Genomic DNA, 25,307 nt, shown 5'->3' with positions numbered 1-25,307 from the left:
ATGGCTAACGGCGCGCCGCCCGCCGCTCGACCTCGCGCGTGTAGAACTGCTCACGCGCGATCCGTTCGACCTTGTCCATATCGCGCAGGATCGCGCGCAGCTCGTCGCGAAACGCAGTGCGCCGCTGGACGAGATCGGCCGCCGGGGCGAGCAGATGCTGATCGGCCACCACTTGCCGGGCGGTCGCGAACAGCAGGGCCGACACCGACTCGTTGCTGGCCACGCGGTTCTGCGCCACGTACTGGTTGCCCAGCCCGAGCGCCTTCTTGGTCAGGTCCTTCTCCGAGATCTCCGCGGGTGCATCGCGGAGCACGTCGGCGACGATCTCGTAGGCCTCGAAGAACGGCCGCAGCATCGCGCCGGCAAGCAGTGGCTGCTTGGCCCGCAGCAGCGCGTCGACCTGCTCCTCACCCGCCGAAACCTGCTCCTCCCAACCGCTCTGCCATGACATCTCCTCGGCGACGTGCTCGCGGAACGCCGCGGAGTCGGCGAAGTAGAAGTCGAACTTCAGCAGGTCGCGCAGCCGCATGACTTGAGACCAGAAGGCTTCCAGCCGGTCGGATTCCGCGCGTCCCGCGTGCGCCAGCGCCAGCTCGACGATCGAGGCTTCCAGGAACGCGTCGATGAGCGTGTTGCGGTAGAACGCCGCTTCGTGTTCGTCTTCGGGCGCGATCCGCCAGACCTGCTCGCGGCCCCCTTCGACGCACGTCACCGGATGCCGGTTGGACAGCGCCTCGAGCGCCGCGCAGACGCCGTCGGCGGTGCGTAACCGCAACGCGCTGTTGGTCATCGGGGCCTGCTTGCGCTCGAGGTAGTCCAGCGACGGTTGCAGGGTGTGATGGATCTGGTCGAGTGTCAGCGCGACGCCGCGGGTGGTGAGCAGCAGCGCCGAGATCAGTGCCGTGGCGTTGACCGGTGTGGCGCGCAGAATCCGCCAGGACACTTCGAACGCCATCTTCTGCAGCGCAAGGCGTTTGGCGTCGACGTCGGTCGTCATCGGGCCGTGCGGTACGCCGAGGTATTCGCGCATCGACACCGCTTCGGGGAAGCGGACGTAGATCTTGCCGTAGTTGCGTTCGCCTTGGGCCTTGATGAAGTTGTACATCCACGACAGGCTTTCGGGCGTCTTCTCGCCCCCGCGCGCGTAGGCGGCGTACTCGGCCGTCTCGTGGAGCTGGTCGAAACTGATCGACACCGGCTGCAGCAGGATGTCCTCGCTGCGGCCGTCCAGGTACGCGTCGGCCACGTACGCGAGCAGCCCGAGCTTGGGCGGCAACATCTTTCCGGTGCGCGAGCGAGTGCCCTCGATCGACCAGCTCAGGTTGAACCGCTTCTCCACGATGTAGCCGACGAATTGGCGCAGCACGTATTTGTAGAGCGGGTCATCGAGCTTGCGGCGCAGGAAGATCACACCCGAATGCCGCATCAACGGCCCCATGAAGCCGAACGAGAGGTTGATGCCGGCGAACGTGTGCACCGGCGGTAACCGGTTCTCCTGCATGGCGACCGGCACGATCACGCCGTCGAGGTAGGACCGGTGCGAGAAGAGCAGCACCGCGGGATGGTTCTCGAGGTTGCGGCGCATCGACTCGACCTCGTCGCGGTCGTAGTCGATGTTGGGGTCGAAACCGCGGCTGAAGATCGCCCGGCCGAGGGACGGGATCAGATCGACCGAGAACCGGCTCCATCCGGTGGACAGCTCGTCGAGCATCTTGCCCGCGGTCTCCAGGTCCGCGTCCGGGATCTTCGCCAGCCCGTCGCGAAAACGCGACGACGCCAACAACTCCGGCTTGATCAGCCGGGGCGACTTGTACTCCGGTCCGAGCAGTCGCAGCTCAACCCGTTCGATCGCCAGGATCGCGCGGCGGATCACGAAACGTGCGAATTCACGCGGGTTTTCGGCGACGGTGGTATCGGCCCACTGCTGTCGCAGTTCGGAGACCTTCGCCGGTTCGCCGGCGACGACGCGGGCGCGCGACTTGTCGCGGCGCAGGATGCGGCGCTGCAGGATCTCCGGCGGTCGGTACGTGTCCCGACCGGAGATCAGGGCCACCACCTTCGAGCGGGTGGGCAGACCGCCGGGCACCCAGAACACGCGCACCGGCACGACCGAACGGTCTTCGCCCGCTTCGAGTTCCGCGACGAGCTGGGCGAGGACCCCGGGTGGCGGGTTGTCGTTGTTCGGCAGCAGCAGCACGTCGATGTTGGAGCCCGGGTTGTTGCGCCGCTGCCGCTCGAGCCAGTCGTTGAGCAGATCCCGTTCTGCCGGTGAGGTAGCCGAGGCGAGCACCAACGCATCGCCGGTGGGTGTGAAAGGCGCGTACTCGTCGACGGAGTGCTTCACGGACGGCCCTTCCCCACCGACTTCTGTGCCGACTTCTGGGCCGGCTGGGACGCCGGCTTCGGTGCCGACTTCTTGAGGGCTTTCGTTGCTGTCTGCTTCTTCGCGGGCGCCTTCTTCTTCGCAGGCGCCGCGCGGGTGTAGAGCTCAGGAACCGGCAGCTTGTCCTGCGGCCAGTCCTTGAGGGTGTCGAGATAGAGCTGGCGCACTTCGGCGATGCGGTCCTCGAGATTGTCATGTGTCCAGTCGTCGACGGAGATCGGCGGGTACACCACCACGTCGACCGTCCCGGGATTGAAGGTGCTCGAATCGCGCGCGGCGATCACCTCGGCGTTGCGAATCACCATCGGCACGATCGGAATTCCGGCCGACATCGCGATCCGGAACGGGCCCTTCTTGAACCGTCCCACCTCGGTGGTGTCGAGCCGCGTCCCCTCCGGCGCGATCAGAATCGACAATCCCTTGCGGGCCAGGTCCTCGACTTTCTTCAGTCCCTCGACCGCCTTCTGCGGGTCGTCGCGGTCGATGAACGCGGCGTCCATGATCCTGCCGAGGGTGCCGACGATCGGGTCCTTCTCCAGTTCCTTCTTCCCGACCGAGGTGAAATCGGTGTCGACGAGGTGCCCGGCGATCAGCGGATCGGCCTGGTTGCGGTGGTTGAAGATGAACACCGCCGGGCGTTGCTTGGTCAGGTTCTCCTTGCCGAGCACGTTGATGTTGATGCCGATGGTGGTCATCAGAGTTCGGCCGAACGCCGAGGTGAAGAAGTTGACCCCGGTGCGCTTGTTGCGCGTCAGCAGACCCAGGCCGAGCGCGCCGGCCGCGATCGGGCCCATGGACGCGATCCCCGCGGCGGTGCGCAGCTGCGAAACCGGGCTGGCCCCACTGCGACTGGTGAAGCGCAGCACCGGCCAGCCGCGCTTCGCGGCGACCGCGGCGAGCTTGCCACCGGGGTTCGTCGGCCGGGGGTTGCCGACCAGGTACATGAGCGCGACGTCCTCGTCACCGTCGGCGTAGAAGTAGCTCTTGGACAGGTCGACACCGCGCTCAGCGGCGAATTTCTGTACCGCCCTGGCCTTTCCGGGCCCCCAGATGATCGGTCGTTGGACCTCGCCGGTGAGCAACCCGTGCTCGTCGAGCTCGAACTTGTTGCTCAGCACGTTCTCGATGCCGAGGAACTTCGCGACGGGGTCGACCTGCACCGTCAGCGCCGAGGAACTGAGTACGACGGTGTGGCCGCGGGCCATGTGCGCGCGCACCAACTCCCGCATCTCGGGATAGATGCGGCCGACGATCTTCTGGATGAACAGCCGCTCGGCGAGTTCGTCGATGTCGTCGAGCGAGTTGCCGCGCAGCATTCGCGCGCCCTTGCCGATCAGGTCCTCGAACTCCGAGCGACCCAACTGGTGGTTGAGTCCGGCCTGGACCATGCCGATGAACTCGCCCATCGACATCTGACGGCGCCGGAACCGGTCCTGTGTCATCACGACGCCGGTGAAACCGGCGACGAGCGTGCCGTCGAGGTCGAAGAACGCTCCCACCTCGGGCCCCTGGGGGCTGGCCTGGATCTCGGCGACCGATCCGGGCAGTCGCATGGTGCGCCGTGAGGACTGACCGTTCTCCGAACTCATTGTGCTGCACTCCCATTGGACGACGATGGACTGGGCGTGGCGGTGTCGACGGTGAACGAAGCCGGTTCGGCCCGGCCGTCGCCACCGAGCGCGAGCACCTCGTCGAATCCCGAGAGCAGGCAACGCGCCCACAAGTCGTGATCGGTGATCGCCGCGCGATCGTAGCGGCTGGTGATCGTGCAGTACCCCGAACGCGAGATCAGTACCACCATCATCGCCACGCCGGGCAGCGGCCCGAGCCCGTACTGCCGAAGGACTTTCGCGCCGCCGATGAATGTTTCTCCGGCATACACGGGGACATTGCTGGCCTGGACGTCGGAGTTGACGATGGAGCCGGCCATCGACTCCAGCACAGAGTCCGGCAGCAGGCCCACCAGCGGAGCGATGGCGGTGACCATGTCGATGGCACGTTCCTCCCGCTTCGTCGTCATCTGCGAGCGGATGTGCCGGATACGGACTTCGGGGTCGCTGATCCCCACCGGCGCAGCCAGATTGACGCCGGCGAACCGGTTTCCACCGGCCGGATCGGCATCGGAGCGAAGGTTGACCGGCACCGCCATCGGCAGTGTCTCGATCGGAATGCCCTTGGCTTCGTGGTACAGCCGCAGCGCACCGCACACACCGGCCAGGTAAGCGTCGTTGATGGAGCCGCCGGCCGCCTTGGCGGCCCGGTGCAATGTGCCGAACTCGATGTCGATCGCCTCGCTGCGCGATGACAAGCTGCGGCGCCGCAGTACCGGCGACGGTTCCGCGACGGGGCCGACCACGCGGGCACCCGACATCGCGTACTCGACGACGCTGCCGAGCCGCGAGATCGGGTCGCGGATCACCTCCCCCGCCACATGCGCGGCGCCGAACAGCGCCCCGCGCACGCGGCCGGCGATGGTGCCGGGCAGCCGGTTGATCCCTTGGCGCATCAGGTCGTTGGGCGAGAGGTCCTGCGGGATGGGTAGCGGCGGCGCCGGCTGCGGAGGCGGATCGCGTTCGAGGTCATAGAGATTGGCGAACATCTCGACGCCCCCGACGCCGTCGGTGACCGCATGGCTGAGGTGAACGACGAGCGCGGCGCGGTCATCGGAAAGTCCTTCGACGAGCGTGGCGGTCCACAGCGGCCGGGAGATGTCCAGCGGTGACTGCGCGGCGACCTCCGCGAGGTCGAGCACCTGGCGGAAGGTTCCGGGTTGCGGGGCGCGCACTCGGCGGAGGTGGAAGTCGAGATTGAAGTCCGGGTCGACGACCCATCGCGGCGCGACGGTCGGCAGCGTCGGCATCACGACCTTCTGCCGCAACCGCAACACCTTGCGGGACGCGTTCTCGAACTTGGCGCGGAAGGTGTCCCAGTCCGGAGCGCAGTCCAGGATCTCGATGGTCATGATCCCCGAACGGGTGCGGGGATTGGCCTCACCGCGGTGCAGGATCTGGTCGAGCGGGCTGAGTTCCTCGGGGAGTCCCGCCTCATCGAGTTCCGGCACGTCGCTCATGGGCCGTCGCGTCCTCCTGGTCGTGAAGTCGTGTGCTCACCACGCTAGTCCGCTGCCAGCGGGCGCGAGACGCCTTTAGTAGCTGAGCACGCGCGCCCAGGCGATAGACTCTCGTGACGTTGCCTCCGTAGCTCAGTTGGATAGAGCAAGAGCCTTCTAATCTCTAGGTCGCAGGTTCGATTCCTGCCGGGGGCGCTCTGCGAAAACGGCCCGGCCTGCTACACATGACGCGATGCCCACCAACGACGTCGATCACCGGCTCAGCCCGCAACCCGAGACGGGGTACGTCTACCGCACGGCGTGGCGGGCCGCGACCGGTGACATCGACGGCGACCTGCATCTGCGCCTCGACAGCGTGGCCCGCTACATCCAGGAGGTCGGAGCCGAGAACCTCGTCGACGCCGGCGAAGCCGAGGACCATCCGCACTGGCTGGTGCAACGCACCGTGATCGACGTCATCGAGCCGATCGGGTTTCCCAACGAGATCTCGTTCAGCCGGTGGTGCTCGGCCCTGTCGACCCGGTGGTGCACGATGCGCGTCGACCTCGTCGGCAGCGACGGTGGCCGCATCGAGACCGAGGGTTTCTGGATCGCCATCAACAGCAAGACGCTGACGCCGCAGCGTGCCTCCGACAGCCTGATCGCGCGGTTCGCGACGACCACCGACGAACTGCGCCTCAAGTGGCGGCCGTGGCTGACGAACCTCGAGGAGGCCGACGAGATTGCGTCATTTCCGTTGCGCCGCACCGATATCGACATCTTCGAGCACGTCACCAACACCGCCTACTGGCATGCCGTGCACGAGGTGATGGCCCACGTTCCCGACGTCTGCCGCGCCCCCTACCGGACGGTCGTCGAATACCGCAGGCCGATCCGCTACGGCGAGGACGTCGAGATCCGGTGGGCCCGGCGCGGCGAGGCGGTGCACATCGCACTGAGCGTCGGCGACGACGTCCGCGCCGCTGCGCTGATCGCCAGGTTGTAGCGGCCGCGCCTGGCGTACCATTTGCGCCAGACGCGCGTTTGCTGCGCGGGGGGTTAGAAGGATTCAGAAGGACGCAGACATGGCCAAATCCAGGGGGAACCGGGCGACCAAGTTCGCGATGACCGTCGCCGCCGCCGGCGTCGCAACCAGCGTCGTCGGCCTCGCCGTCACCCAGCCGGCCTCGATCTCGAGCGCTCTCATCGACTTGTCCGCCCTGATCGTCGTCGGCAGCTCCACGAATCCGACCGGTGCGGGGGTTGCGGACTTCTTCGGCGGGAAGTTCAACGACCCGATCTACACGAACTACCACGGGGGCGATGACATCGTCTACGTCGACTTCCGGACCGGCCCGGCCGGCATCCAGCAGGCCTTGGACGCCCACGCGGGCGAGCGTAACGCGGTCCTCGCCTCCGGCTGGGGCGCAGCGAACGCCAGTTTGCTGCTCCTGAAGAACCGGTCCGATTTCGACAACACCGTCTTCATCCTCGACAACGACGTTGCGCGTCCGGACGGCGGTTTCGGCACGAGGTACCCGTGGTTCGCGCTGATCGGCGTCAACCCGATCCCCACCCCCAGCGACGTGCCCGCCCAGGCGGCAGTGAACATCGGCTACGAGTACGACTACAACTCCAACGCCCCCGCCGACGTGCTCAACCCGGTTGCGGCGCTCAACTCCCTGGTGGCCTACCTCTATACGCGCCTCAACCAGTCCGAGCGCGACCTGCCGGTCGACGCCGAGGGCAAGCCGACGGTCTCCTGCAACGCGAACACCTGCGCGATCACCGTCAGCGGAGCCGTCCTCGACTGCCCGGACGCGCGGTGCAGCTCTCCTGGCGACAGGATCACGACCTACGTGACCACCAGGAACAACACCACCTACGTCACCTACACCACCGAAGAACTGCCGCTGACCCGACTGATCCGTGACGTCCTCGGTGACCAGGTCGCCGATTTCGCCGGACCGATGCTGAAGGTGATCGTCGACTCGGCCTACTACGGTGGCAACCCGATCCCATCCGACCCCAGCGCCTACCGTCCGGCACGGCTGTTGCCCTCGCCCGGCGAACTGCTGTCCAGCGCCGCGAAGGTTCCGGGCGCGATCCAGCAGGGAATCTCGACGCTGTCCTCGTCGGAACAGCCGAAGAAAACAGAGAAGCAGCAAGAGCCCACCGAGTCCGACAACCCGCCACTGACCCAGACGGTGAAGTCGGGCAAGACCGACACCGGCGAAGCAGACCTGCGCAAGGCACCGCAGCTTCGGCTCAACGTGGTCCGGGACAGCGAGAAGGCGGAGCCGGGCAAGGTGGGTGACTTCGGTGCCGTCCGCAACGGCAAGCCGGGTGAGACCGAGGACGTGAACAGCACTAAAACTCCTGAGAGACAAGCTAATCCGACGTCGACAGTACCGACTCCGCAGACACAGCCGCAGACGCAGGCCCAGGACAGCACCACACGCACGCAGACCGGTGAAACCGGTGGCACCGCCGCCGCACCTGACGCAGCCGCGTGACGTGAACGACTACCGCCGTTATCTCCTTCGCCGGGCCGACCGGTCGTTAGACTCATCGACGTGAACTCGAGGCGCGCATGCGTGGCCGCGGCGGCGGGAGTGGCGCTGTCGGCCGCTCTGGCGGTGCCTGCACACGCCGGACCGCCGAGCTACGGCAGCAACGGCGTCTTCAACGTCAGCACCAACCCGCGTCCGGGATGGACGACGGCCGTGATCGAGCCGGGCCGGTACCGGGTTGACCAGGCGCCGAGCATGTTCCCCTACCAGAGCGCGCAGGGCTTCTGGTACCGCTGTAGCAACTTCCCGTGCAGCCCCAGCTACCCCGGCAATGTCATCGGCTCGGCACCCGCCAATCGCGCAGCGCCGACATTCGTCGACATCCTGCCGACCGACGTCGCGGTGGCACTGCACAACGTCACGCTCACCGTCGCCAACTGACAGTTGCTCGGTCACTAGGCTGGGCGCGTGTCTGATCCGGTACTGGTCCACCTCGAGGACCGCATCGCCGTCCTCACCGTCAACGATCCCGAACGCCGCAATGCGGTCACCTTCGAGATGTCGGCGGCTCTTCGCGACGCCGTCGACGCCGCCGAAGCGAACCCCGACGTGCATGCGGTCGTCGTGACCGGCGCGGGCAAGGCGTTCTGCGCGGGCGCGGATCTCAGCGCGCTGGGATCGGCGACCGAAGACGGGCTGCTGAAGATCTACGACGGCTTTCTCGCCGTGGCCAACTGCGCGCTGCCGACGATCGCGGCGGTCAACGGTGCTGCCGTCGGCGCGGGCCTCAACCTGGCGTTGGCGGCCGATGTGCGCATCGCCGGGCCGGCCGCTCTGTTCGATCCGCGCTTCCAGAAACTGGGCATCCATCCCGGCGGCGGGGCGACCTGGATGCTGCAGCGGGCCGTCGGAACCCAGGCCGCGCGCGCCGCACTGTTGTTCGGGATGCGGTTCGACGCCGAGTCCGCGGTGCGCCACGGATTGGCGCTCGAGATCGCCGACGATCCGGTCAGCGCCGCGCGGGAATTGGCCAAGGGGCCGGCGGCTGCGCCGCGCGAGGTGGTGCTCGCGACCAAGGCGTCGATGCGGGCGACCGCCAACCCCGGTGTCGTCGATGTCGATCAGCACCGCATCGCGGTCGACACCGAACTCGGGCCGCAGGCCACCTCGATTCGCTCCCCCGAATTCGCCGAGCGCCTCGCCGCGGCCCGGCGCAAATAAGCGATTTGTGGAGCCGTGGCGGCGGTGAGCGCCGGTAGGACTCCACAAACCGCCGGCTAGAGATCCAGCAGCGCCAGTTCCGGTGACTCGATCAGGTCACGGAGCTCGCCCAGGAACGACGCCACCTGCGCACCGTCGGCGATTCGGTGGTCGAACGCGCATGTGATGGTCATCGTCGGCCGCGCGACGACTTCACCGTCGACGACGACCGCGCGCGCCTTCAGCGAGCCGATGCCGAGAATCGCGGCCTCCGGGAAGTTGATCACGGGCACTCCGTCGTCGAGCCCCAACGCACCGAAGTTCGACACGGTGAATGTCGAGCCCTGCAGCTCGGTCGGGCGCAGCGTGCCGGCCCGCGCGTCGGCGATCAGCCGGGCCACGTCCGCCGCCAGCTCTCGGGTCGTCTTGCGGTGGGCATCGTCGACGACCGGCACTAGCAGGCCGCGAGGCGTGGCCACCCCGAAGCCCAGATGCACCGCCGAATGCAGGTGGATCTGGGCGCCGTCGGTGGTCTCGACCCACGTGGCGTTCAGGTGACGATGATGCCGCAGGGCGATCGTCAGCAGCCGCAGCGTCAACACGAACGGCGTGATCGGCGCATCTTCGCCGGCATGCTCTCGTAGCCGGTCGCGCAGCCGCAGCAGATTCGACCCGTCCACCGCAACGATCGCGTGGGCATCGGGAATCTCCCTGCGTGACAGAGTCATTCGACGCGCCATCTCGGCCTGCACGCCGCGGACGGCCAACATGTCAGGACTCGGTGCGGATCGACCGGCGGCGGCGAGCACGTCGTCGCGGGTGACCACACGATCGGCTCCGGAGCCGGTCAGCGCGCTAAGGTCCACGTTCAGTTCGGCGGCCAGTTTGCGCACCGGCGGCTTCGCGCGAGCTCGGTGCGGCGACGGCGCGGTCGCGCGTCTGCTGTTGTCCATCGCGTCGTCGGCGCCGTAGCCGACCAGCACCGGTTTGCGCTTCTGCGCCGCGGGCGCGGCCTCGGTCGCAATCCGCACCAGCGTGGCGCCGACGGGCAAGGTATCGCCTTCGCGGCCGCCGAGTTCGACCACCCGGCCCGCGTACGGACTGGGGATCTCGACCTCGGCCTTGTTGGTTTCGACCGTGCACAGCGTCTGGTTGAGCTCCACCTCATCATCGACCTTCACGCTCCACGCTGTGATCGTCGCGTCTTCGAGGCCTTCTCCGAGATCCGGCACCAGGAAATCCATCACGTTCACGGCTGCTCCAGCGTTCGTTCGACACAGTCGAGCAGCCGGTCCACCCCGGGCAGCCACAGCTTTTCCAGCCGGGCGGGCGGATATGGCGTGTCGAAACCCGTGGCCCGCAGCACCGGAGCCTCCAGGTCGTAGAACAGCTCCTCCTGGATACGCGCGGCGAGTTCGGCACCGAAGCCCAGTGTGCGCGGCCCCTCGTGCATCACCACCGCCCGCCCGGTGCGTCGCACCGATTCGGTGATCGCGTCGAAGTCCAGCGGGTTCAGGGTGCGCAGGTCGAGTACCTCGATGCTCCAATCGTGTTGCTCGGCAGCCAGTTCAGCTGCGCTCAGCGCCGTGGCGACCAGCGGTCCGTATGTCAGCACGGTGACGTCCGCGCCCGTACGGCGAACCGCGGCGCGGCCGAACGGCAGCACCGGTGCAGTGGTGTCGACCGGTTCACGCGCCCAGTACCGGCGTTTGGGCTCCAGATACAGCACGGGGTCGCGGCTGGAGATGGACTGCCGCAGCAGCCAATACGCGTCCGACGCCGTCGACGGAACGACTACCTTCAAGCCTGCGGTGTGCAACCAGTGGGTCTCGGTCGACTCCGAATGGTGTTCGACCGCGCCGATTCCGCCGAAGGACGGGATGCGAATTGTGACCGGCATGTCGATGTCACCGCGGGTGCGCATCCGGTACTTGGCCAGATGGCTGACGATCTGATCGAACGCCGGGGCGGCGAACCCGTCGAACTGGATCTCCGGAACCGGGATCAGCCCGCGCATCGCCATACCGATCGCGATACCGACGATCGCGGACTCCGCCAGCGGCGTGTCGAAACACCTTTGCGCACCGAAGGTTTCGGCCAGGCCCTCGGTGACGCGGAAGACCCCGCCGAGGGTTGCGACGTCTTCGCCGAAGACCAGCACCCGGTCGTCGGCGGCCATCGCGTCGTGCAGCGCGCGGTTGATGGCCTGAGCCATGCTGAGAGTCGGCACCGCCGAGAGCGGGGTCATCAGCGGCACATAAGGCTCGTCGTCGCCACCGGACACCGGCGGCCGTTCGATGATCTGTGTCATGTCACGCCTCCTTCGCCAACTCGGCTCTCAGCTGTTCGCGTTGAGCCGCCAGCTCAGGAGTGATCTCGTGGTAGACGGTGTCGAACATCTCGGCTACGTCGAAGTCCTCGGCGCCGACAGTCGCCTGTCGAAGGTCGGCCCGCAGCCGTTTGGATCTGGCGGACACGCGCTCTTCGAGCCGGTCGGTCCAGACACCGAGCGACTGCAGGTACGTGCGGTATCTCGTGATCGGATCGCGGCCGGCCCACTGCTGGACTTCGTCGTCGGCCCGATAGCGAGTCGGGTCGTCGGAGGTGGTGTGCGGCCCCATCCGGTAGGTGATCGCCTCGACCAGCGTCGGGCCGCCGCCCTCGCGGCCCCGTTGGGCGGCATACGCGGTCACCGCGAAGCACGCCAGCACGTCGTTGCCGTCGACCCGCACTCCCGGTATGCCGTAGCCGGTAGCGCGGTGCGCGATCGACGGCCCCGCCACCTGCCGGCTGACGGGAACCGAGATCGCCCACTGGTTGTTCTGGACGAAGAACACACACGGCGCCCGGTACACGGCGGCGAAGTTCATCGCCTCGTGCACGTCGCCCTCACTGGTGGCGCCGTCACCGATGAAGGCCACCGTCACCGAATCCTCGCCCAACCGCTGGGCGGCCATCGCGGCGCCGACCGCGTGCAGCGCCTGCGTGCCGATCGGGATCGCTATCGGGGCGACGCGCCTTTCGGTGAAGTCCAGTCCGCCGTGCCAGGTTCCGCGCCAGACCGCGCCGATCTGGGCCGGCGAGATGCCGCGCAGCAGGAACGCGCCGAGCTCGCGGTACTGCGGAAACAGCCAGTCGGTCTTACGCAGACATGCTGCAGCGCCGATCTGCGCGGCCTCCTGGCCGCGGCACGACGCGAACAGCGCCAGTTCACCTTGCCGTTGCAGGTTGACGAACTCGGTGTCGAGGTCGCGGGTGACGACCATCGATTCATACAGCCAGGCGAGGGTCTCAGGCGGAAGGTCTCGGCGGTATCGATCGTCGGCGGTCGGCGTCCCGTCCGGGGCGACCAGTTGAACCGGCTCCAGCCCGACATCGAGGGGTGCCTGAACAGGCCCTGCCATACCGCCTCCTTGGGTCACTGACGACGGGTCGCGCCGTCAGGCGACTGAGGTGCTCAGCACGGAGGCGGTCGAGCTGGTCCCCTGGTGAGGGGCCGTCAGCTAGTCGCCGGGATGTGGCGCCAGCTCGACGATGCGCTCTGCCCGCCGCAGCACTGGGGCATCCACCATTATGCCTTCGAATTGGAAGACGCCCCTGGCATCGCGGGCCGCGTCGAGCACGTGTCGTGCCCACTGCACCTGCTCGGCGGTCGGCGCGTAACCCTCGCGGATGACCGCCACCTGCGACGGGTGGATCGCGACCTTGACGTCGAAGCCGACCGCCACCGCGTCGTCCACCTCGCCGCGCAGGCCGTCGAGGTCTTTGATGTCGAGGTACACCGAGTCCAGCGCCAGCCGACCATAGGCCTTCGCGGCCAGCAGGGTCTGCGAACGCACATGGCGGGCGACCTCGCGGTAGCTGCCGTCGGGATACCGGTTCGCCGTGCCGCCGGTCACCGCGAACAGGTCTTCGGCGCCCCACATCAGCGCGGCCGCGTTGTCCATGCGCGCCAACTCCGAAACGGCGAGCGCACCCAGCGGCGTCTCGATCAGCACCACCACGTCGAGCGGCGCCAGGTCGCGCACCTGCTGCGGGTCCTCGGTCTTGGCGAGCATGACTGTGGTGTAGCCGGTCTTCGAGAGTGCCTCGAGATCCAGTTGGTGATCGGCGGTCGCGCTGGGGTTGACCCGCACCACCGTGCGGGCCGGGTCGAGCGGCGTGGCGATCAACGCCGCGCGAGCGTCCTCGCGGTCCTTGGCGGCGACGCCGTCCTCCAGGTCGAGGATGACGACATCTGCTGCGGCGGCGGCCTTTTCGAAGCGTTCCGGACGGTCGGCCGGGCAGAACAGCCAAGCGACGCCGGGCTTGTCGAGCGCCACTACGCCGCCCCCTCGGGGCGCATGCGCACCATGGTCTTGCGTGACGCCGTGGCGACGACGTCGCCGTGCTGGTTGCGGCCGGTGTGCGCGAACGTGACGATGCCCTCTCCCGGGCGGCTCTTCGACTCCCGCTTCTCGAGCACCTCGGTCTCCGCGTACAGCGTGTCGCCGTGGAAGAGCGGCTTGGGGAACGCGACCTCGCCGAAGCCGAGGTTCCCGACGATCGTGCCCTGAGTCAGTTGTGCCACCGACAGGCCGACGAGCGTGGACAACGTGAACATCGAGTTGACCAGTCGCTGGTTGAAGGGAGGCAACGCATCCGAGAACGCGGCGTCCAGATGCAGCGCCTGCGTGTTCATCGTCAGCGTGGTGAACAACACGTTGTCCGCCTCGGTGATCGTGCGTCCCGGCCGGTGCTGGTAGAGCACCCCGGTCTCGAACTCCTCGTACCACAGTCCGCGTTGGACGACGACCCTCTTGTCGGTCACAGTCCGAGCTCCCGCCCGATGACCATCAGCTGCACTTCGGTTGTGCCCTCGCCGATTTCGAGGATCTTGCTGTCGCGGTAGTGCCGGGCGACCGGATACTCGTTCATGAACCCGTAGCCACCGAACACCTGGGTGGCATCGCGGGCGTTGTCCATCGCGGCTTCGCCGGCCACCAGTTTGGCGATGGCGGCAGCCTTCTTGAACGGCTTGCCCGCCAACATGAGTGCCGCCGCGTCGTAGTAGGCGGTGCGTGCACTGTGCGCGCGCGCTTCCATCCGGGCGATCTTGAACGCAACGGACTGGTATGTGCCGATCGCCGCGCCGAATGCCTCGCGCTCCTTGGCGTACCGGACGCATTCGTCGACGCAGCCCTGCGCGGACCCGACCGACAGGGCGGCGATCGCGATGCGGCCCTCGTCGAGGATGCGCAGGAAGTTCGCATAGCCGCGGCCGCGCTCACCGAGCAGGTTCGCCTCCGGCACGCGGACGTCGTCGAAGCTCAGCGGATGGGTGTCCGAGGCGTTCCACCCCACCTTGTTGTAGGAGGGTCCCGCGGTGAATCCCGGTGTGGGAACCGGCACCAGGATCGACGAGATCTCTTTCTTGCCCGCGTTCTCGCCCGTCACGGCGGTCACCGTGACCAGCTTGGTGATGTCGGTTCCCGAGTTCGTGATGAACTGCTTGGAGCCGTTGATGATCCAGTGCCCGTCGTCGAGTCGGGCGGTGGTCTTGGTGGCGCCGGCGTCGCTGCCGCCGCCGGCTTCGGTCAACCCGAACGCACCGAGGGCCTCACCGCCGGCCAACAGCGGCAACCACTCCCGCTTCTGCTCCTCGGTGCCGAACCGGTAGATCGGCATCGCGCCCAGCGACACGGCCGCCTCGAGGGTTGCCGCCACGCTCTGGTCGACGCGGCCGAGTTCTTCGAGAGCCAGGCACAACGCGAAGAAGTCGCCACCCATGCCGCCGTACTCTTCGGGGAACGGCAGCCCGAACAGACCCATATCGGCCATCCCGGCGACGACCTCGTAGGGGAACGAGTGTTCTTCGTCGTGCTTGGCCGCGACGGGGGCGACCACACTGTTGGCGAAATCGCGGACCGTTTTGGCCAGTTGCTCGTAGTGATCCGGCAGCGCGCCGGTTGCCAGGAATTCAGTCATGTCTCTTCCTTCTCCGTGCTGATCTTCGCGAGTGGCTGACCCATCTTGACCTGATCGCCTTGCGCGACAAGCAGTTCCACCACACCGTCGACCGGAGCGGCCAGTGCGTGTTCCATCTTCATCGCTTCGACGGTGATCACGACCGTGCCTGCTGACACCTGCTGACCGTCGGTGACTCCGACGGCCACCACCGATCCCGGCATGGGGCTGGTGAGTTCGGCGTCGCCGCTGTGCTCGTCGTCGGGCCGCACCGGGGCCTCGCGGACCTCGTCAACGGCGACGGTACGGCCGGCGGCGGCGAGCCAGATTCGTCCGTCGTCGGCTGCGACGACGTACTCGGTGCGCACGCCGTCGAAGGTGACGGCCAGCCGGTCACCGGCCAAAGTCGCCGCGAACGGGCGTGATCGGCCGCCTTCGACAGCGGCGCGTGCGGCCGTCGGCGTGCCGGTGAGGTGGACGTGGTCGATGCGCTCACCGGACTGCAGGCGGTACGTCGTCGGCGCATGGTGTCCCATCCGCCAGCCCGACGGCGCCGCCCACAGGTCCCCGCCGGGCCGGCGCCATGCATGCAGCCACTTGTAGGCCGCAGCGGCGACCAGATCGGCGTCTTCGGCGACCGCCGAACGGAATTCAGGGCTACGCCGGTCGAGCAGGCCGGTGTCGAGGCGGCCCGCCGCCACATCGGGGTCGGCGAGCAGGAAACGCAGGAACTCGATGTTGGTGGTGAGGCCGAGCACCGCGGTCTGCGCCAATGCCCGGTCGAGTGCGCGCAGCGCCCCGGTCCGGTCATCGGCGTGGGCGATGACCTTCGACAGCATCGGGTCGTAGTCACTGCCGATCACCGATCCGCGGGACAGCCCGGAGTCGACCCGGATGCCGGCGCCCGACGGTTCGGCGAGGTCGAGCACCCGGCCGCCGGTCGGCAGGAACCCCTGGCCCGGATCCTCGGCGTAGACGCGCGCCTCGATGGCGTGCCCGGTCATGGTGACGTCGTGCTGCGCGATGGCAAGTTTCTCCCCCGCCGCGATGCGCACCTGCTGCTCGGCGAGGTCGATGCCGGTCACCATCTCGGTGACCGGATGCTCGACCTGCAGGCGGGTGTTCATCTCCATAAAGAAGAACTCGTCGGGCCGGTCCGCGGACACGATGAACTCGACGGTGCCCGCACCGGTGTAGTCGACGCTGCGCGCGGTGTCACAGGCCGCCGCTCCGATCCGTGCCCGCGTCGCCGCGTCGAGCAGAGGTGACGGCGCCTCCTCGATCACCTTCTGATGGCGCCGCTGCAGACTGCACTCGCGTTCGCCGAGGTGCACGACGGTCCCGTAACCGTCGGCGAGCACCTGCACCTCGATGTGGCGCGGGTTCAGCACGAATCGTTCCAGGAACAACGTGTCGTCACCGAACGCGGCAGCGGCCTCGCGACGCGCCGAGACCAAGGCAGCCGGTAACTGCGCGGCCTCGTGCACGACGCGCATGCCCTTGCCTCCGCCGCCTGCTGACGGCTTCACCAGCACCGGGAAGCCGACCTTCGCGGCGCCGTCGACGAGATCGTCGTCGGTCAGGCCCGGACGCGAGATGCCCGGCACCACCGGCACTCCGAACGCCGACACCGCGGCCTTCGCCGCGATCTTGTCGCCCATGGTCTGGATGGCACCGACCGGCGGCCCGATGAACGTGATACCGGCCGTCTGCAGGGCCGCGGCGAGTTGTGCGTTCTCCGATAGGAATCCGTAGCCGGGGTGGATGGCCTGGGCGCCGGTGCGCCGGGCCGCCGCGATCACGGCGTCGATGTTCAGGTAGCTCTCCCGGGCGGCGGGCGGTCCGATGTTGACCGCGACGTCGGCCTCGGCGACATGGCGAGCATCGGCATCGGCGTCGCTGAAGACCGCGACCGAGCGGATGCCCATCGCCCGGAGCGTGCGGATGACCCGCACGGCTATCTCGCCACGGTTCGCGACGAGGACGGTGTGAAAAGTCATCTCTGTCATCACATCCGGAACACACCGTAGGAAACCGACTCGAGAGGCGCCTGCCCGACCACCGAGAGCGCCAGGCCGAGCACCGTTCTGGTGTCCGCGGGGTCGATCACCCCGTCGTCCCACAGCCGCGCGGTCGAGTAGTAGGGATTGCCCTGGTGCTCGTACTGCGCGCGGATGGGCGCCTTGAAGCGCTCCTCTTCTTCGGGCGTCATCTCGCCGCGCACGGTGGCCAGCACCGACGCCGCCTGCTCACCGCCCATCACCGAGATCCTGGCGTTGGGCCACATCCACAGGAACCGCGGCGAATACGCGCGCCCGCACATCGAGTAGTTGCCGGCACCGTAGGAGCCGCCGATGACCACGGTCAGCTTCGGCACCCGCGCACACGCCACCGCGGTGACCATCTTCGCGCCGTGCTTGGCGATGCCGCCGGCTTCGTAGTCGCGGCCGACCATGAAGCCGGAGATGTTCTGCAGGAAGACCAGCGGCGTGTTGCGCTTGTCGCACAATTCGATGAAATGCGCTCCCTTGAGCGCTGATTCGCCGAACAGCACCCCGTTGTTGGCGATGATGCCGACGGGGTGGCCGTGGATGCGGGCGAAGCCCGTTACCAGCGTGCTGCCGTAGTCGGCCTTGAACTCGGCGAACTCGCCGCCGTCGACGATCCGCGTGACCACCTCGTGGACGTCGTACGGCACTCGCGAGTCGACCGGCACCACGTCGTAGAGCTCACTCTGGTCGGCAACCGGCTCCTCGGTCGGCCAGACGTCCCACGGCAGCGGTTCGCGCGGACCGAGAGTGGAGACGATGCGCCGCACGATCCGCAGCGCGTCCCGGTCGTCGTGCGCCAAATGGTCTGTGACACCTGATGTTTTGGAGTGCAGGTCGCCGCCGCCGAGGTCCTCGGCGCTCACCACCTCACCCGTCGCGGCCTTCACCAGGGGTGGACCGCCGAGGAAGATCGTGCCCTGGTTACGCACGATCACCGCCTCGTCGCTCATCGCGGGCACGTAGGCGCCGCCCGCCGTGCACGAGCCCAGCACCGCAGCGATCTGCGGGATGCCCTCGGCCGACAGGTTGGCCTGGTTGTAGAAGATGCGACCGAAATGCTCGCGATCCGGGAACACTTCGTCCTGGCGCGGGAGGAAGGCCCCGCCCGAGTCGACGAGGTAGATGCACGGCAGCCGGTTCTGTCCGGCGACCTCCTGCGCGCGCAGGTGTTTCTTCACGGTGACCGGGTAGTACGTACCGCCCTTGACGGTCGCGTCGTTGGCGACGATCACACACTCGCGGCCCGAGACCCGCCCGATGCCGGTGATGATGCCGGCGCCGGGACATTCGTCGTCGTACATGCCGTCGGCGGCCAGCGGTGTGAGTTCGAGGAAGGGGCTGCCGGGATCGAGCAGGCCGTCCACCCGGTCGCGGGGCAGCAGCTTGCCGCGGCTGACATGGCGCTCACGGGCGCGCTCGGGTCCGCCGAGAGCGGCGGCGGCCAGCTTCGAACGCAGTTCGTCGACCAGCGCGAGATGCTCCTCGCGGTGTGAAGCCCGCGGTGTCATAGCCCGTTCCAAGTTTTAGTTAATAACGATTAACTTATGGTATGTTAGTCACCGTTAACCGAGATGTCCAACAGCGGGTGGGAGGCGCGTGTCACCAGCTTCGCCGCCGTCGGCCACGCGCCGCAGCAAGGCCAAATCGGACCGTCGCTCGCAGCTGATCGCCGCCGCGGAACGGCTGGTGGCCGAGCGGGGATACCTGGCCGTGCGGCTGGAGGACATCGGCGCCGCGGCCGGGGTCAGCGGACCGGCGATCTACCGCCACTTCCCCAACAAGGAAGCGCTACTGGCCGAACTGCTGGTCGGCATCAGTACCCGGCTGTTGGCCGGTGCGACGGACGTCGTGGCAGGGGCCGGCGACTCGGCGGCGGCGCTCGACGGGCTGATCGATTTCCACTTGGACTTCGCCCTCGGCGAATCAGATCTCATCCGCATTCAGGACCGCGATCTCGGTCACCTGCCGCCGTCGGCCAAGCGTCAGGTCCGGAAGGCCCAGCGACAGTACGTCGAGATCTGGGTGAAGGTGCTGTGTCAGGTGTACGGGTCGTTGGAGGAAGCCGACGCCCGGCTGATGGCGCACGCGGTGTTCGGGCTGTTGAACTCGACACCGCACGCCATCAAACCGGGCGTGACGCGACCGGCCGAGGTCGACTCGCGGGCCGTCTTGAGAGCGATGACGGTCGCCGCGCTGACCTCGGCCGGGCGGGACGGTTGAACTGTTAGTACCAGGCGCGTCTGCCACCGACGGGGCGTCCGACGGATCCGAGGATCCAGAAGACGGCGCCGATGACCATCAACACGATGCCGATCGTCCACAGGATGTTGATCCCGAATATCAATCCGAGGATCAGGAGGATCGCTCCGAGAATGATCATGACTACACTTTCCTTTCGAATTACCAACTGCCAGTGGGCTACTGGCTGGGTTCAGGCAGATCGCAATTGGCCACCTTCGGGTTGACGCCGGCGTAATTCAGGGGGCCGACGACGACCGTCAACGCGATGCTTCCTGCTGTCGCACAATTTGTTTCGTTCGCGGAGAAGTAGCCGCGCTGGTATGCCGCGACCACGCCGATCAACAACCAGATGAGAACTACAACTCCGAGAATGCCGCCACCTCGCATGCTGCGCCTCCTTTGTCAGCGCCAGTCGGCGCGTGCGCAGCGTTTACCCGGCGGACAATTTGTCCAAACCTGGCTACGGCGACAATCCGATCACGGCCCCTGGCGCTCGCTGAACGAGGCAATCAGCCACTCGCGCATGGCTTTGACCAGCACGGCCCGATTCTCGCGCCTGTCGATCTCGTGGCCGTCGTCGTCGAACATCAACAGTTCGGCTCGCCGGTTAAGCGACTGCAGGGCGTCATACATTTGCTGCGACTCCCCGGGCGGGACGTTGGTGTCGTGGGCGCCGTGCACCAGCAGCAGGGGCGCGGTGATCGCGTCGGCCCGTTGCAGGGGCGACAACCGCTCGAGCAGTTCCCGGTCGCTGATCGGGTGGCCGTACTTCGGATACGCCGCCGCGGCGATCCACGGTTCGGTGTTGCGGTACCAGGTGTTCAGATCGCTCATGCCGCAGATACTGATCCCGGCGGCGAACCGGTCGGGGTGAAAGGACAACGCGGCCTGCGTCAGATAACCGCCGTAAGACCATCCGCAGCACGCGATACGGTCCGCCGGGGCGATCTGGTGGTCGACGAGGAAATCGACTGCGTCGGCGACGTCGTCGATGGCGGCGAACCGCCGCTCCCGGTCGTCGGCGTGCATGAAGGTGCGGCCGAATCCCCCGGAGCCGCGAACATTCGGCAGAAACACGCAGATGCCCTGTTCGAGCAGCGCTGGAAAGAACTCGTTGTAACCGGGCCTGCCCTGGCCCTCGGGGCCGCCGTGCAGGAACAGCATGGCGCCGATCGTCGCGACTTCCTCGCGGGGCCGGAACAACCAGCCGGTGAACTGCATACCGTCGCGCGCCGTGACGGTCTCCAGGGTCGGATCGGCGCTGACCGGCCCGGAACTGGGTTGACGGTCCACCAGTTCCCACTCGCGCGTGCGCGGGTCGACGAGTTCGACCGTCGGCGGCGTCGAGGGGCCCTCCACCGTCATCGCGAGCATCGAACCGCCGGCGCTGATGCTCAGCTGGCTGGCCACCATGCCCGGTAGCGGGATCGGCTCGTGCAGCGTGTTGTCACCGAGCTCGAGGATCTGTAACTCGCTTGCGCCGTGCAGGTTCCACAACATCGCCACCGTCGACAGGTCGTCGCTGACGGTGAACTCGTCGAGCTCGCAACCGGGACGCTCGGCAAGCACCTGGTAGGCGACGCCGTCGGCGGTCACGGTGACCTCGAGTAGACGCGCGTGTTCGGTGCCGTTCTCGCTGCGGATCAGCGCCCGCACATAGCCCTCGGTGCTGTCGTGACCGTACGACTTGGCCGGCTGATACCGCTCGGTGAGTTCCCCCTCCATGCCGGCCCGCAACCGTCGCGGGCTGTGGTCGTCGAGGATGATGCCGGTGTCGGTCGTCGAGCCCGGATCGTATGGCAGCAGCGATGTTTCGGTTCCTCCGCGAAGCATGATCAACTCCCGGTAGCCACGCGGACCGACCCGCACGAGCGCGGCGCCGGCCCAGGAGTCGACCAGCCTGCCGCCCGAGCGCCGGTCCAGCACCACCGTGTCGCCGCTGGCCGGATCGATCAGGCACGAGCTGCCCACCCCGTCGTCGCCGGTGAGGATCGCCGCGACCCGCGCGCCGTCCCAGTTGATCAGCTCTGCGGTACCTTCCGGCGAGCCCACGGCCCACGAGTCGATGCGGCGCGCGTCGCGGTCGTCGGGATCGGTTGTCACGACCCAGATCTGGGTGCGGGTGCCGCCGTCGGGTGCGACCTCACACGCCAACCAGTGGCCGTCTGCAGAGTGCAGGACCCGCGTCACCGGACCTTCGACGGGCAGCTCGACGTGACGCGACGAGCTGGCGCGCCACCCGCGCAGGAAACGCTGCACTGCGCGCGGGTAACCGCCGTCGTCCACCAGATGTGCGAAAGCCGTCGCATCCGGCGACATCGATGCGCCGTAGACCCGGCGAACCTGTTCTCCCACCGGGCCAATTCTGCCTACCGGGCGATCGGCTCGGCGACCCACGGTCGGTTGAGCGGTCGCACAGGTACCCTCGCAGCCATGAGGTGGGTATGACCGACACGCCACGGCCCGGCCGCGACCAGCACTCGCGGGGCTACCGCGGACGCGATGAGCAGCCGCAGGGTTACAGCTATCCGGGCTACGACGACCCGGCATATGCCAGCCAGGCCTATGGCCCCACCTATCAGCCCCCTGCTGGACCCGCCCCGACCGAACGCCTTCCGTCGTACTCCCCGTACGGCTACGACCCCTACGCAACGGGCCAGTACGGGTCCGCCTACCCGCCGGGCGAACCTTCTGAGCCGCCCGCACCGGAGGGGCCGAAGTCGCCGCGCTGGCTGTGGATCGTCGCGGGTATCGCGGTGCTGACCGTGCTCGGCCTGGTCATCGCGCTGGTCATCGTCAACACCTCACAGCAGCAGACCGTCGTCGCGCCGCCCCCGGTCCAGGAGCCCAGCTTCACCGCGCCGACCACGACGCCGCGCCCGACCGTCCCGCGCACGACGCGGCCCAGCGTGCCTGCGGCCCCCACGGTGCCGACAACTCCTACCTCGCCCGGCGGCGCGGCGCCCGGGGTGACTCAGACCGTCATCTACGTCGCCAACGGTTCGGGCCGGGCCATCAACATCACCTACGTCGACACCGGCGGCCTGCTGCAGACCGAGTTCAACGTGATGCTGCCCTGGAGCAAGGAAGTGCAGCTGTCCTCGTCCGCCGCATCGTCGGCCAGCGTCAGCATCATCAACGTCGGCCGCGAGGTGAACTGTTCGATCACAGTCAACGGCGCCGTGGTCCAGCAGCGCACCGGCGCCGGTCTGACGATCTGCACGGCCAGCGGCTAGGCCGGCTGCCGGGCTGGAACACGCACCGCGAGCATGGCCAGCAGCCCGGCGGCGAGCACCACGAGCAGCCCGCCCATCCCGGCGCGGTCGGTTCCGAAGGCGGCGATGAACACGGAGAACAGCATCGGCGCCAGATATGAAACCGCTCGGCCGGTGGTCGTGTAGAGGCCGAACGCGACGCCCTCCTTGCCGTCGGCCGACATGCGCAGCATCAGCGTGCGCGCCGACGACAACGTCGGACCGATGAACAGGCACAGCGCCAGGCCGCAGATCCAGAACGCGAGCGCCCCGTCGAGCGTCATCAGTGTCAGACCCACGGCGATCATCGCGGTCAGTGAGGCGACGATGACGGGCTTGGCCCCGAACCGGTCGTCGAGCAGACCGCCGGCCACGGCACCGATCGCGGCTATGGTGCTGGCGCTCACGCCGAACAGCAGGACGTCGGCCTCGGAGACGCCGTAGACCCGCACGCCGAGGACAGCACCGAAAGCGAAGATCCCCGTGAGGCCGTCCCGGAAGATCGCACTGGCGATCAGGTAGTAGACGATGTTGCGGTCCCGACGCCATTCACTGCGGATGTCGTTCCACAGCTTGCGGTATCCGCCGAAGAACCCGACGGTCTCGCGCCCGTCTGCCGGCCCGGCACTCGGCGCGGCGACGAGCAGCGGCAGCGCGAACAGCCCGAACCAGACGGCAGTGAACACCATCGCGGTCCTGACGTTGAGCCCGTCGTCGACCGGCAGGTTCAACACTCCCCCGTCGCCCGAGATGAATCCGAGGTAGACCACCAACAGCAGCACGACACTGCCGAGATATCCCAAGCCCAAACCGAATCCGGAGATCTGGCCCGAGGTCTGCGGTGTCGACAGCTGACGCAACATCGCGTTGTAGGGCACGGTGGCGAGCTCATTGCATGCCGACGCGCAACCCAGCAGGACCAGCCCGAGGGCGAGGTAGCGGTAGTCGTCGCGGACGAAGCTCATCGCGGCGATCAGCAGCGCGGCCATCGCGGTGAGCACCGCCAGCGCGCGACGCCGCCGCCACGGCGCGTCGACCCACACGCCGGTCACCGGCGCCAGCAGCGCGACGACGAGACCGGCCAGGCCGAGCGCCCAGCCGAGCCAACTGGTCGCACTGATGCCGCCGGGCAGGTCGGCGCCGACGGAGTTGGTCAGATAAATCGAGAACACGAAGGTCACGACGACGGCATTCAGGCCGGTCGCGCCGAAGTCCCACAGCGCCCACGAAGTGATCTGCCGTCGACCGGCGGTCGGAGCGGGCGGCCGGCCTGAATCGGGTGGTTCACTCATGGTCCGCCCAAGATATAGTCCCGCGCATGTCAGTACCCGCACCGAGCGCCGACGCCCGCGCGGTGGTCACCGGCGCATCGCAGAACATCGGCGAGGCGCTGGCCACCGAACTCGCTGCGCGCGGCCACCACCTGATCATCACCGCCCGCCGCGAAGACGTGCTGCGCACACTGGCGGACCGGCTGGCCCAGCAGTACGGCGTGACGGTCGAGGTTCGGCCCGTCGACCTGGCCGACTCCGGCGAGCGCACCGCGCTGTGTGAGGAGTTGGCGACGCGCGACATCTCGATCCTGTGCGCGAACGCCGGCACCGCGACGTTCGGTCCGGTTGCGTCACTGGACCCGGCCGACGAGAAGGCGCAGGTTCAGCTGAACGTGTTGGGCGTGCACGATCTGGTGCTCGCCGTGTTGCCGGGGATGGTTTCGCGGAAAGCCGGCGGCATCCTGATTTCCGGTTCGGCGGCAGGCAATTCGCCGATTCCCAACAATGCGACCTATGCCGCGACCAAGGCGTTCGTCAACACTTTCAGCGAGTCGCTGCGCGGTGAGCTCAAGCGCGTCGGTGTGCATGTGACGCTGCTCGCCCCGGGCCCCGTGCGTGAGACGCTGCCGAACGTCGACGAGCAGTCCCTGGTCGAGAAGCTGATCCCGGACTTCTTGTGGATCTCGACGCAGTACACGGCCAAGCAGTCGTTGGATGCGTTGGAGCGCAACAAGATGCGGGTTGTTCCCGGTGTGACGTCGAAGGCGATGTCCGTCGCCGCGGGGTACACGCCGCGCGCGATAGTGACGCCGATCGTCGGCGCCGTCTACAAGAAGTTGGGTGGCGGCTGAGGCGTCCCCGTTTGTCGCGAAATAGCATTCCTGGTCGTCAAATCGGCCGATCGACAGCCGGGAATGCTATTTCGGCGCAGCGTTTCTCAGCGACGACGGGTGCGACGGCGTCCCGTGCCGAAGATGCTGCGGGTGATCTCGCGGCCGATCACCGTGCCCGCCGATCGCATCGCGCTCTTGAAAGCGGGGCTGTTGACCACTTTCTCGAACATCCCGGGTTCGGCGGTGTCGCGCGACGTCACCTCGCCCGAGGCCGTCGCCCCGCCGACGTCCGGTGGCGTGGACGCGGATGCGCGCCCCTCGGTCGCTGATGGACACCATCGGACCCGATGCGATCACCGCGGCGGCGAAAGCCAGTCCGCTACATCCGGAATACGGGCAGACCATCGACCGGGAGTCCGCCTATGAGCGGCTCAATGCGAAACTCGCGCCTCCTGAACCGGCTGACGACGAGCTACCGCCGCCGCTGCCACCGGACGTCGGCGGGGCGACGGCCTCGGGCGAGGTGACGTCGCGCGACACCGCCGAACCCGGGATGTTCGAGA

Annotated in this window: 23 protein-coding genes, 1 tRNA gene and 1 pseudogene; 9 read left to right on the top strand and 16 right to left on the bottom strand. The window is 67.7% G+C overall.

The window, feature by feature from the left end; all coding sequences use genetic code 11:
- Positions 1 to 4: 4 nt before the first annotated feature.
- The 3 genes from A5663_RS07405 to A5663_RS07395 are packed head-to-tail and all read right to left on the bottom strand — an operon-like array spanning position 5 to position 5,453.
- Positions 5 to 2,344: a glycerol-3-phosphate 1-O-acyltransferase gene (locus A5663_RS07405; protein WP_068146062.1), complete on the bottom strand. Its 2,340-nt coding sequence runs from the start codon at positions 2,342 to 2,344 to the stop codon at positions 5 to 7.
- Positions 2,341 to 3,972: an HAD-IB family hydrolase/lysophospholipid acyltransferase family protein gene (locus tag A5663_RS07400; RefSeq protein WP_068146058.1), complete on the bottom strand. Its 1,632-nt coding sequence runs from the start codon at positions 3,970 to 3,972 to the stop codon at positions 2,341 to 2,343. The genes A5663_RS07405 and A5663_RS07400 overlap by 4 nt, the downstream gene beginning before the upstream one ends.
- Positions 3,969 to 5,453 (bottom strand): wax ester/triacylglycerol synthase family O-acyltransferase, encoded by a 1,485-nt coding sequence (locus A5663_RS07395; RefSeq protein WP_068146055.1) that lies wholly within the window; start codon positions 5,451 to 5,453, stop codon positions 3,969 to 3,971. The genes A5663_RS07400 and A5663_RS07395 overlap by 4 nt, the downstream gene beginning before the upstream one ends.
- Positions 5,454 to 5,574: 121 nt before the next feature.
- On the opposite strand from A5663_RS07395, the gene A5663_RS07390 reads away from it, so the two are divergent.
- From A5663_RS07390 to A5663_RS07370, 5 genes are all read left to right on the top strand, one after another.
- Positions 5,575 to 5,648: transfer RNA gene (locus A5663_RS07390), tRNA-Arg, on the top strand.
- A 37-nt stretch (positions 5,649 to 5,685) separates the two neighbouring features.
- Positions 5,686 to 6,438, top strand: a complete 753-nt coding sequence (locus A5663_RS07385) for an acyl-[acyl-carrier-protein] thioesterase (RefSeq protein ID WP_068146052.1) — start codon at positions 5,686 to 5,688, stop codon at positions 6,436 to 6,438.
- 79 nt (positions 6,439 to 6,517) lie between these two features.
- A complete protein-coding gene (locus tag A5663_RS07380; RefSeq protein ID WP_068146048.1) occupies positions 6,518 to 7,948 on the top strand; it encodes a PE-PPE domain-containing protein in 1,431 nt (476 codons plus the stop codon).
- A 60-nt stretch (positions 7,949 to 8,008) separates the two neighbouring features.
- Positions 8,009 to 8,386, top strand: coding sequence for a hypothetical protein (locus tag A5663_RS07375; protein WP_082973983.1), 378 nt, complete (start codon positions 8,009 to 8,011; stop codon positions 8,384 to 8,386).
- Between the two features lie 27 nt (positions 8,387 to 8,413).
- The gene (locus tag A5663_RS07370; protein WP_068146046.1) at positions 8,414 to 9,166 is read left to right on the top strand and encodes an enoyl-CoA hydratase; all 753 of its coding nucleotides are present in this window, start codon (positions 8,414 to 8,416) and stop codon (positions 9,164 to 9,166) included.
- Between the two features lie 56 nt (positions 9,167 to 9,222).
- Here the strand turns inward: A5663_RS07370 and A5663_RS07365 are convergent, their stop codons facing one another.
- The 8 genes from A5663_RS07365 to A5663_RS07330 all read right to left on the bottom strand — a co-directional run bounded on the left by A5663_RS07365 (position 9,223) and on the right by A5663_RS07330 (position 18,650).
- Entirely contained in the window at positions 9,223 to 10,398 is a 1,176-nt protein-coding gene (locus A5663_RS07365) for a dihydrolipoamide acetyltransferase family protein (protein WP_068146042.1), read from the bottom strand.
- Complete coding sequence (locus A5663_RS07360) at positions 10,395 to 11,393, bottom strand: alpha-ketoacid dehydrogenase subunit beta (RefSeq protein WP_369816597.1); 999 nt, start codon at positions 11,391 to 11,393, stop codon at positions 10,395 to 10,397. Before A5663_RS07360 ends, A5663_RS07365 begins: the two co-directional genes overlap by 4 nt.
- Before the next feature lie 64 nt (positions 11,394 to 11,457).
- On the bottom strand, positions 11,458 to 12,549 hold the full coding sequence (gene pdhA / locus A5663_RS07355; protein ID WP_068146036.1) for a pyruvate dehydrogenase (acetyl-transferring) E1 component subunit alpha: 1,092 nt from the start codon (positions 12,547 to 12,549) through the stop codon (positions 11,458 to 11,460).
- A 99-nt stretch (positions 12,550 to 12,648) separates the two neighbouring features.
- Positions 12,649 to 13,467: a CoA ester lyase gene (locus A5663_RS07350; protein ID WP_068146032.1), complete on the bottom strand. Its 819-nt coding sequence runs from the start codon at positions 13,465 to 13,467 to the stop codon at positions 12,649 to 12,651.
- Positions 13,467 to 13,955 carry a MaoC family dehydratase gene (locus tag A5663_RS07345; protein ID WP_068146028.1) on the bottom strand — a complete coding sequence of 163 codons (489 nt, stop codon included), beginning with the start codon at positions 13,953 to 13,955 and terminating at the stop codon, positions 13,467 to 13,469. The genes A5663_RS07350 and A5663_RS07345 overlap by 1 nt, the downstream gene beginning before the upstream one ends.
- Positions 13,952 to 15,112 (bottom strand): acyl-CoA dehydrogenase family protein, encoded by a 1,161-nt coding sequence (locus tag A5663_RS07340; RefSeq protein WP_068146025.1) that lies wholly within the window; start codon positions 15,110 to 15,112, stop codon positions 13,952 to 13,954. Before A5663_RS07340 ends, A5663_RS07345 begins: the two co-directional genes overlap by 4 nt.
- Entirely contained in the window at positions 15,109 to 17,091 is a 1,983-nt protein-coding gene (locus tag A5663_RS07335; protein WP_082973984.1) for an acetyl/propionyl/methylcrotonyl-CoA carboxylase subunit alpha, read from the bottom strand. Before A5663_RS07335 ends, A5663_RS07340 begins: the two co-directional genes overlap by 4 nt.
- A gap of 8 nt (positions 17,092 to 17,099) precedes the next feature.
- Positions 17,100 to 18,650: a carboxyl transferase domain-containing protein gene (locus A5663_RS07330; protein ID WP_068146017.1), complete on the bottom strand. Its 1,551-nt coding sequence runs from the start codon at positions 18,648 to 18,650 to the stop codon at positions 17,100 to 17,102.
- A gap of 88 nt (positions 18,651 to 18,738) precedes the next feature.
- On the opposite strand from A5663_RS07330, the gene A5663_RS07325 reads away from it, so the two are divergent.
- Positions 18,739 to 19,362: a TetR/AcrR family transcriptional regulator gene (locus A5663_RS07325; RefSeq protein ID WP_068146015.1), complete on the top strand. Its 624-nt coding sequence runs from the start codon at positions 18,739 to 18,741 to the stop codon at positions 19,360 to 19,362.
- 4 nt (positions 19,363 to 19,366) lie between these two features.
- Here the strand turns inward: A5663_RS07325 and A5663_RS23305 are convergent, their stop codons facing one another.
- From A5663_RS23305 to A5663_RS07315, 3 genes are all read right to left on the bottom strand, one after another.
- Positions 19,367 to 19,522, bottom strand: coding sequence for a hypothetical protein (locus A5663_RS23305; RefSeq protein WP_165827651.1), 156 nt, complete (start codon positions 19,520 to 19,522; stop codon positions 19,367 to 19,369).
- 38 nt (positions 19,523 to 19,560) lie between these two features.
- Entirely contained in the window at positions 19,561 to 19,770 is a 210-nt protein-coding gene (locus A5663_RS07320) for a hypothetical protein (protein ID WP_068146013.1), read from the bottom strand.
- Positions 19,771 to 19,860: 90 nt separating this feature from the next.
- Positions 19,861 to 21,702: a S9 family peptidase gene (locus tag A5663_RS07315; protein WP_068146100.1), complete on the bottom strand. Its 1,842-nt coding sequence runs from the start codon at positions 21,700 to 21,702 to the stop codon at positions 19,861 to 19,863.
- Between the two features lie 125 nt (positions 21,703 to 21,827).
- On the opposite strand from A5663_RS07315, the gene A5663_RS07310 reads away from it, so the two are divergent.
- Positions 21,828 to 22,619 carry an MmpS family transport accessory protein gene (locus A5663_RS07310; RefSeq protein ID WP_068146010.1) on the top strand — a complete coding sequence of 264 codons (792 nt, stop codon included), beginning with the start codon at positions 21,828 to 21,830 and terminating at the stop codon, positions 22,617 to 22,619.
- Here the strand turns inward: A5663_RS07310 and A5663_RS07305 are convergent.
- Positions 22,616 to 23,929, bottom strand: coding sequence for an MFS transporter (locus A5663_RS07305; RefSeq protein WP_068146007.1), 1,314 nt, complete (start codon positions 23,927 to 23,929; stop codon positions 22,616 to 22,618). The genes A5663_RS07310 and A5663_RS07305 overlap by 4 nt on opposite strands.
- 26 nt (positions 23,930 to 23,955) lie before the next feature.
- Between A5663_RS07305 and cmrA the strand changes: the two genes are divergently transcribed.
- The gene (gene cmrA, locus A5663_RS07300) at positions 23,956 to 24,762 is read left to right on the top strand and encodes a mycolate reductase (protein ID WP_068146004.1); all 807 of its coding nucleotides are present in this window, start codon (positions 23,956 to 23,958) and stop codon (positions 24,760 to 24,762) included.
- Between the two features lie 86 nt (positions 24,763 to 24,848).
- Here cmrA and A5663_RS22940 read toward each other — a convergent pair whose 3' ends face one another.
- Positions 24,849 to 25,004 carry a hypothetical protein gene (locus A5663_RS22940; RefSeq protein WP_156744380.1) on the bottom strand — a complete coding sequence of 52 codons (156 nt, stop codon included), beginning with the start codon at positions 25,002 to 25,004 and terminating at the stop codon, positions 24,849 to 24,851.
- Between the two features lie 29 nt (positions 25,005 to 25,033).
- Here A5663_RS22940 and A5663_RS07295 point away from each other — a divergent pair.
- A pseudogene (locus A5663_RS07295) lies at positions 25,034 to 25,307 on the top strand (helicase HerA-like domain-containing protein); the annotation flags it as partial.

It is taken from the genome of Mycobacterium sp. E740 (genome assembly GCF_001672895.1).
GTDB lineage: Bacteria > Actinomycetota > Actinomycetes > Mycobacteriales > Mycobacteriaceae > Mycobacterium.
This window is presented reverse-complemented; position numbering and strand designations above follow the sequence as displayed.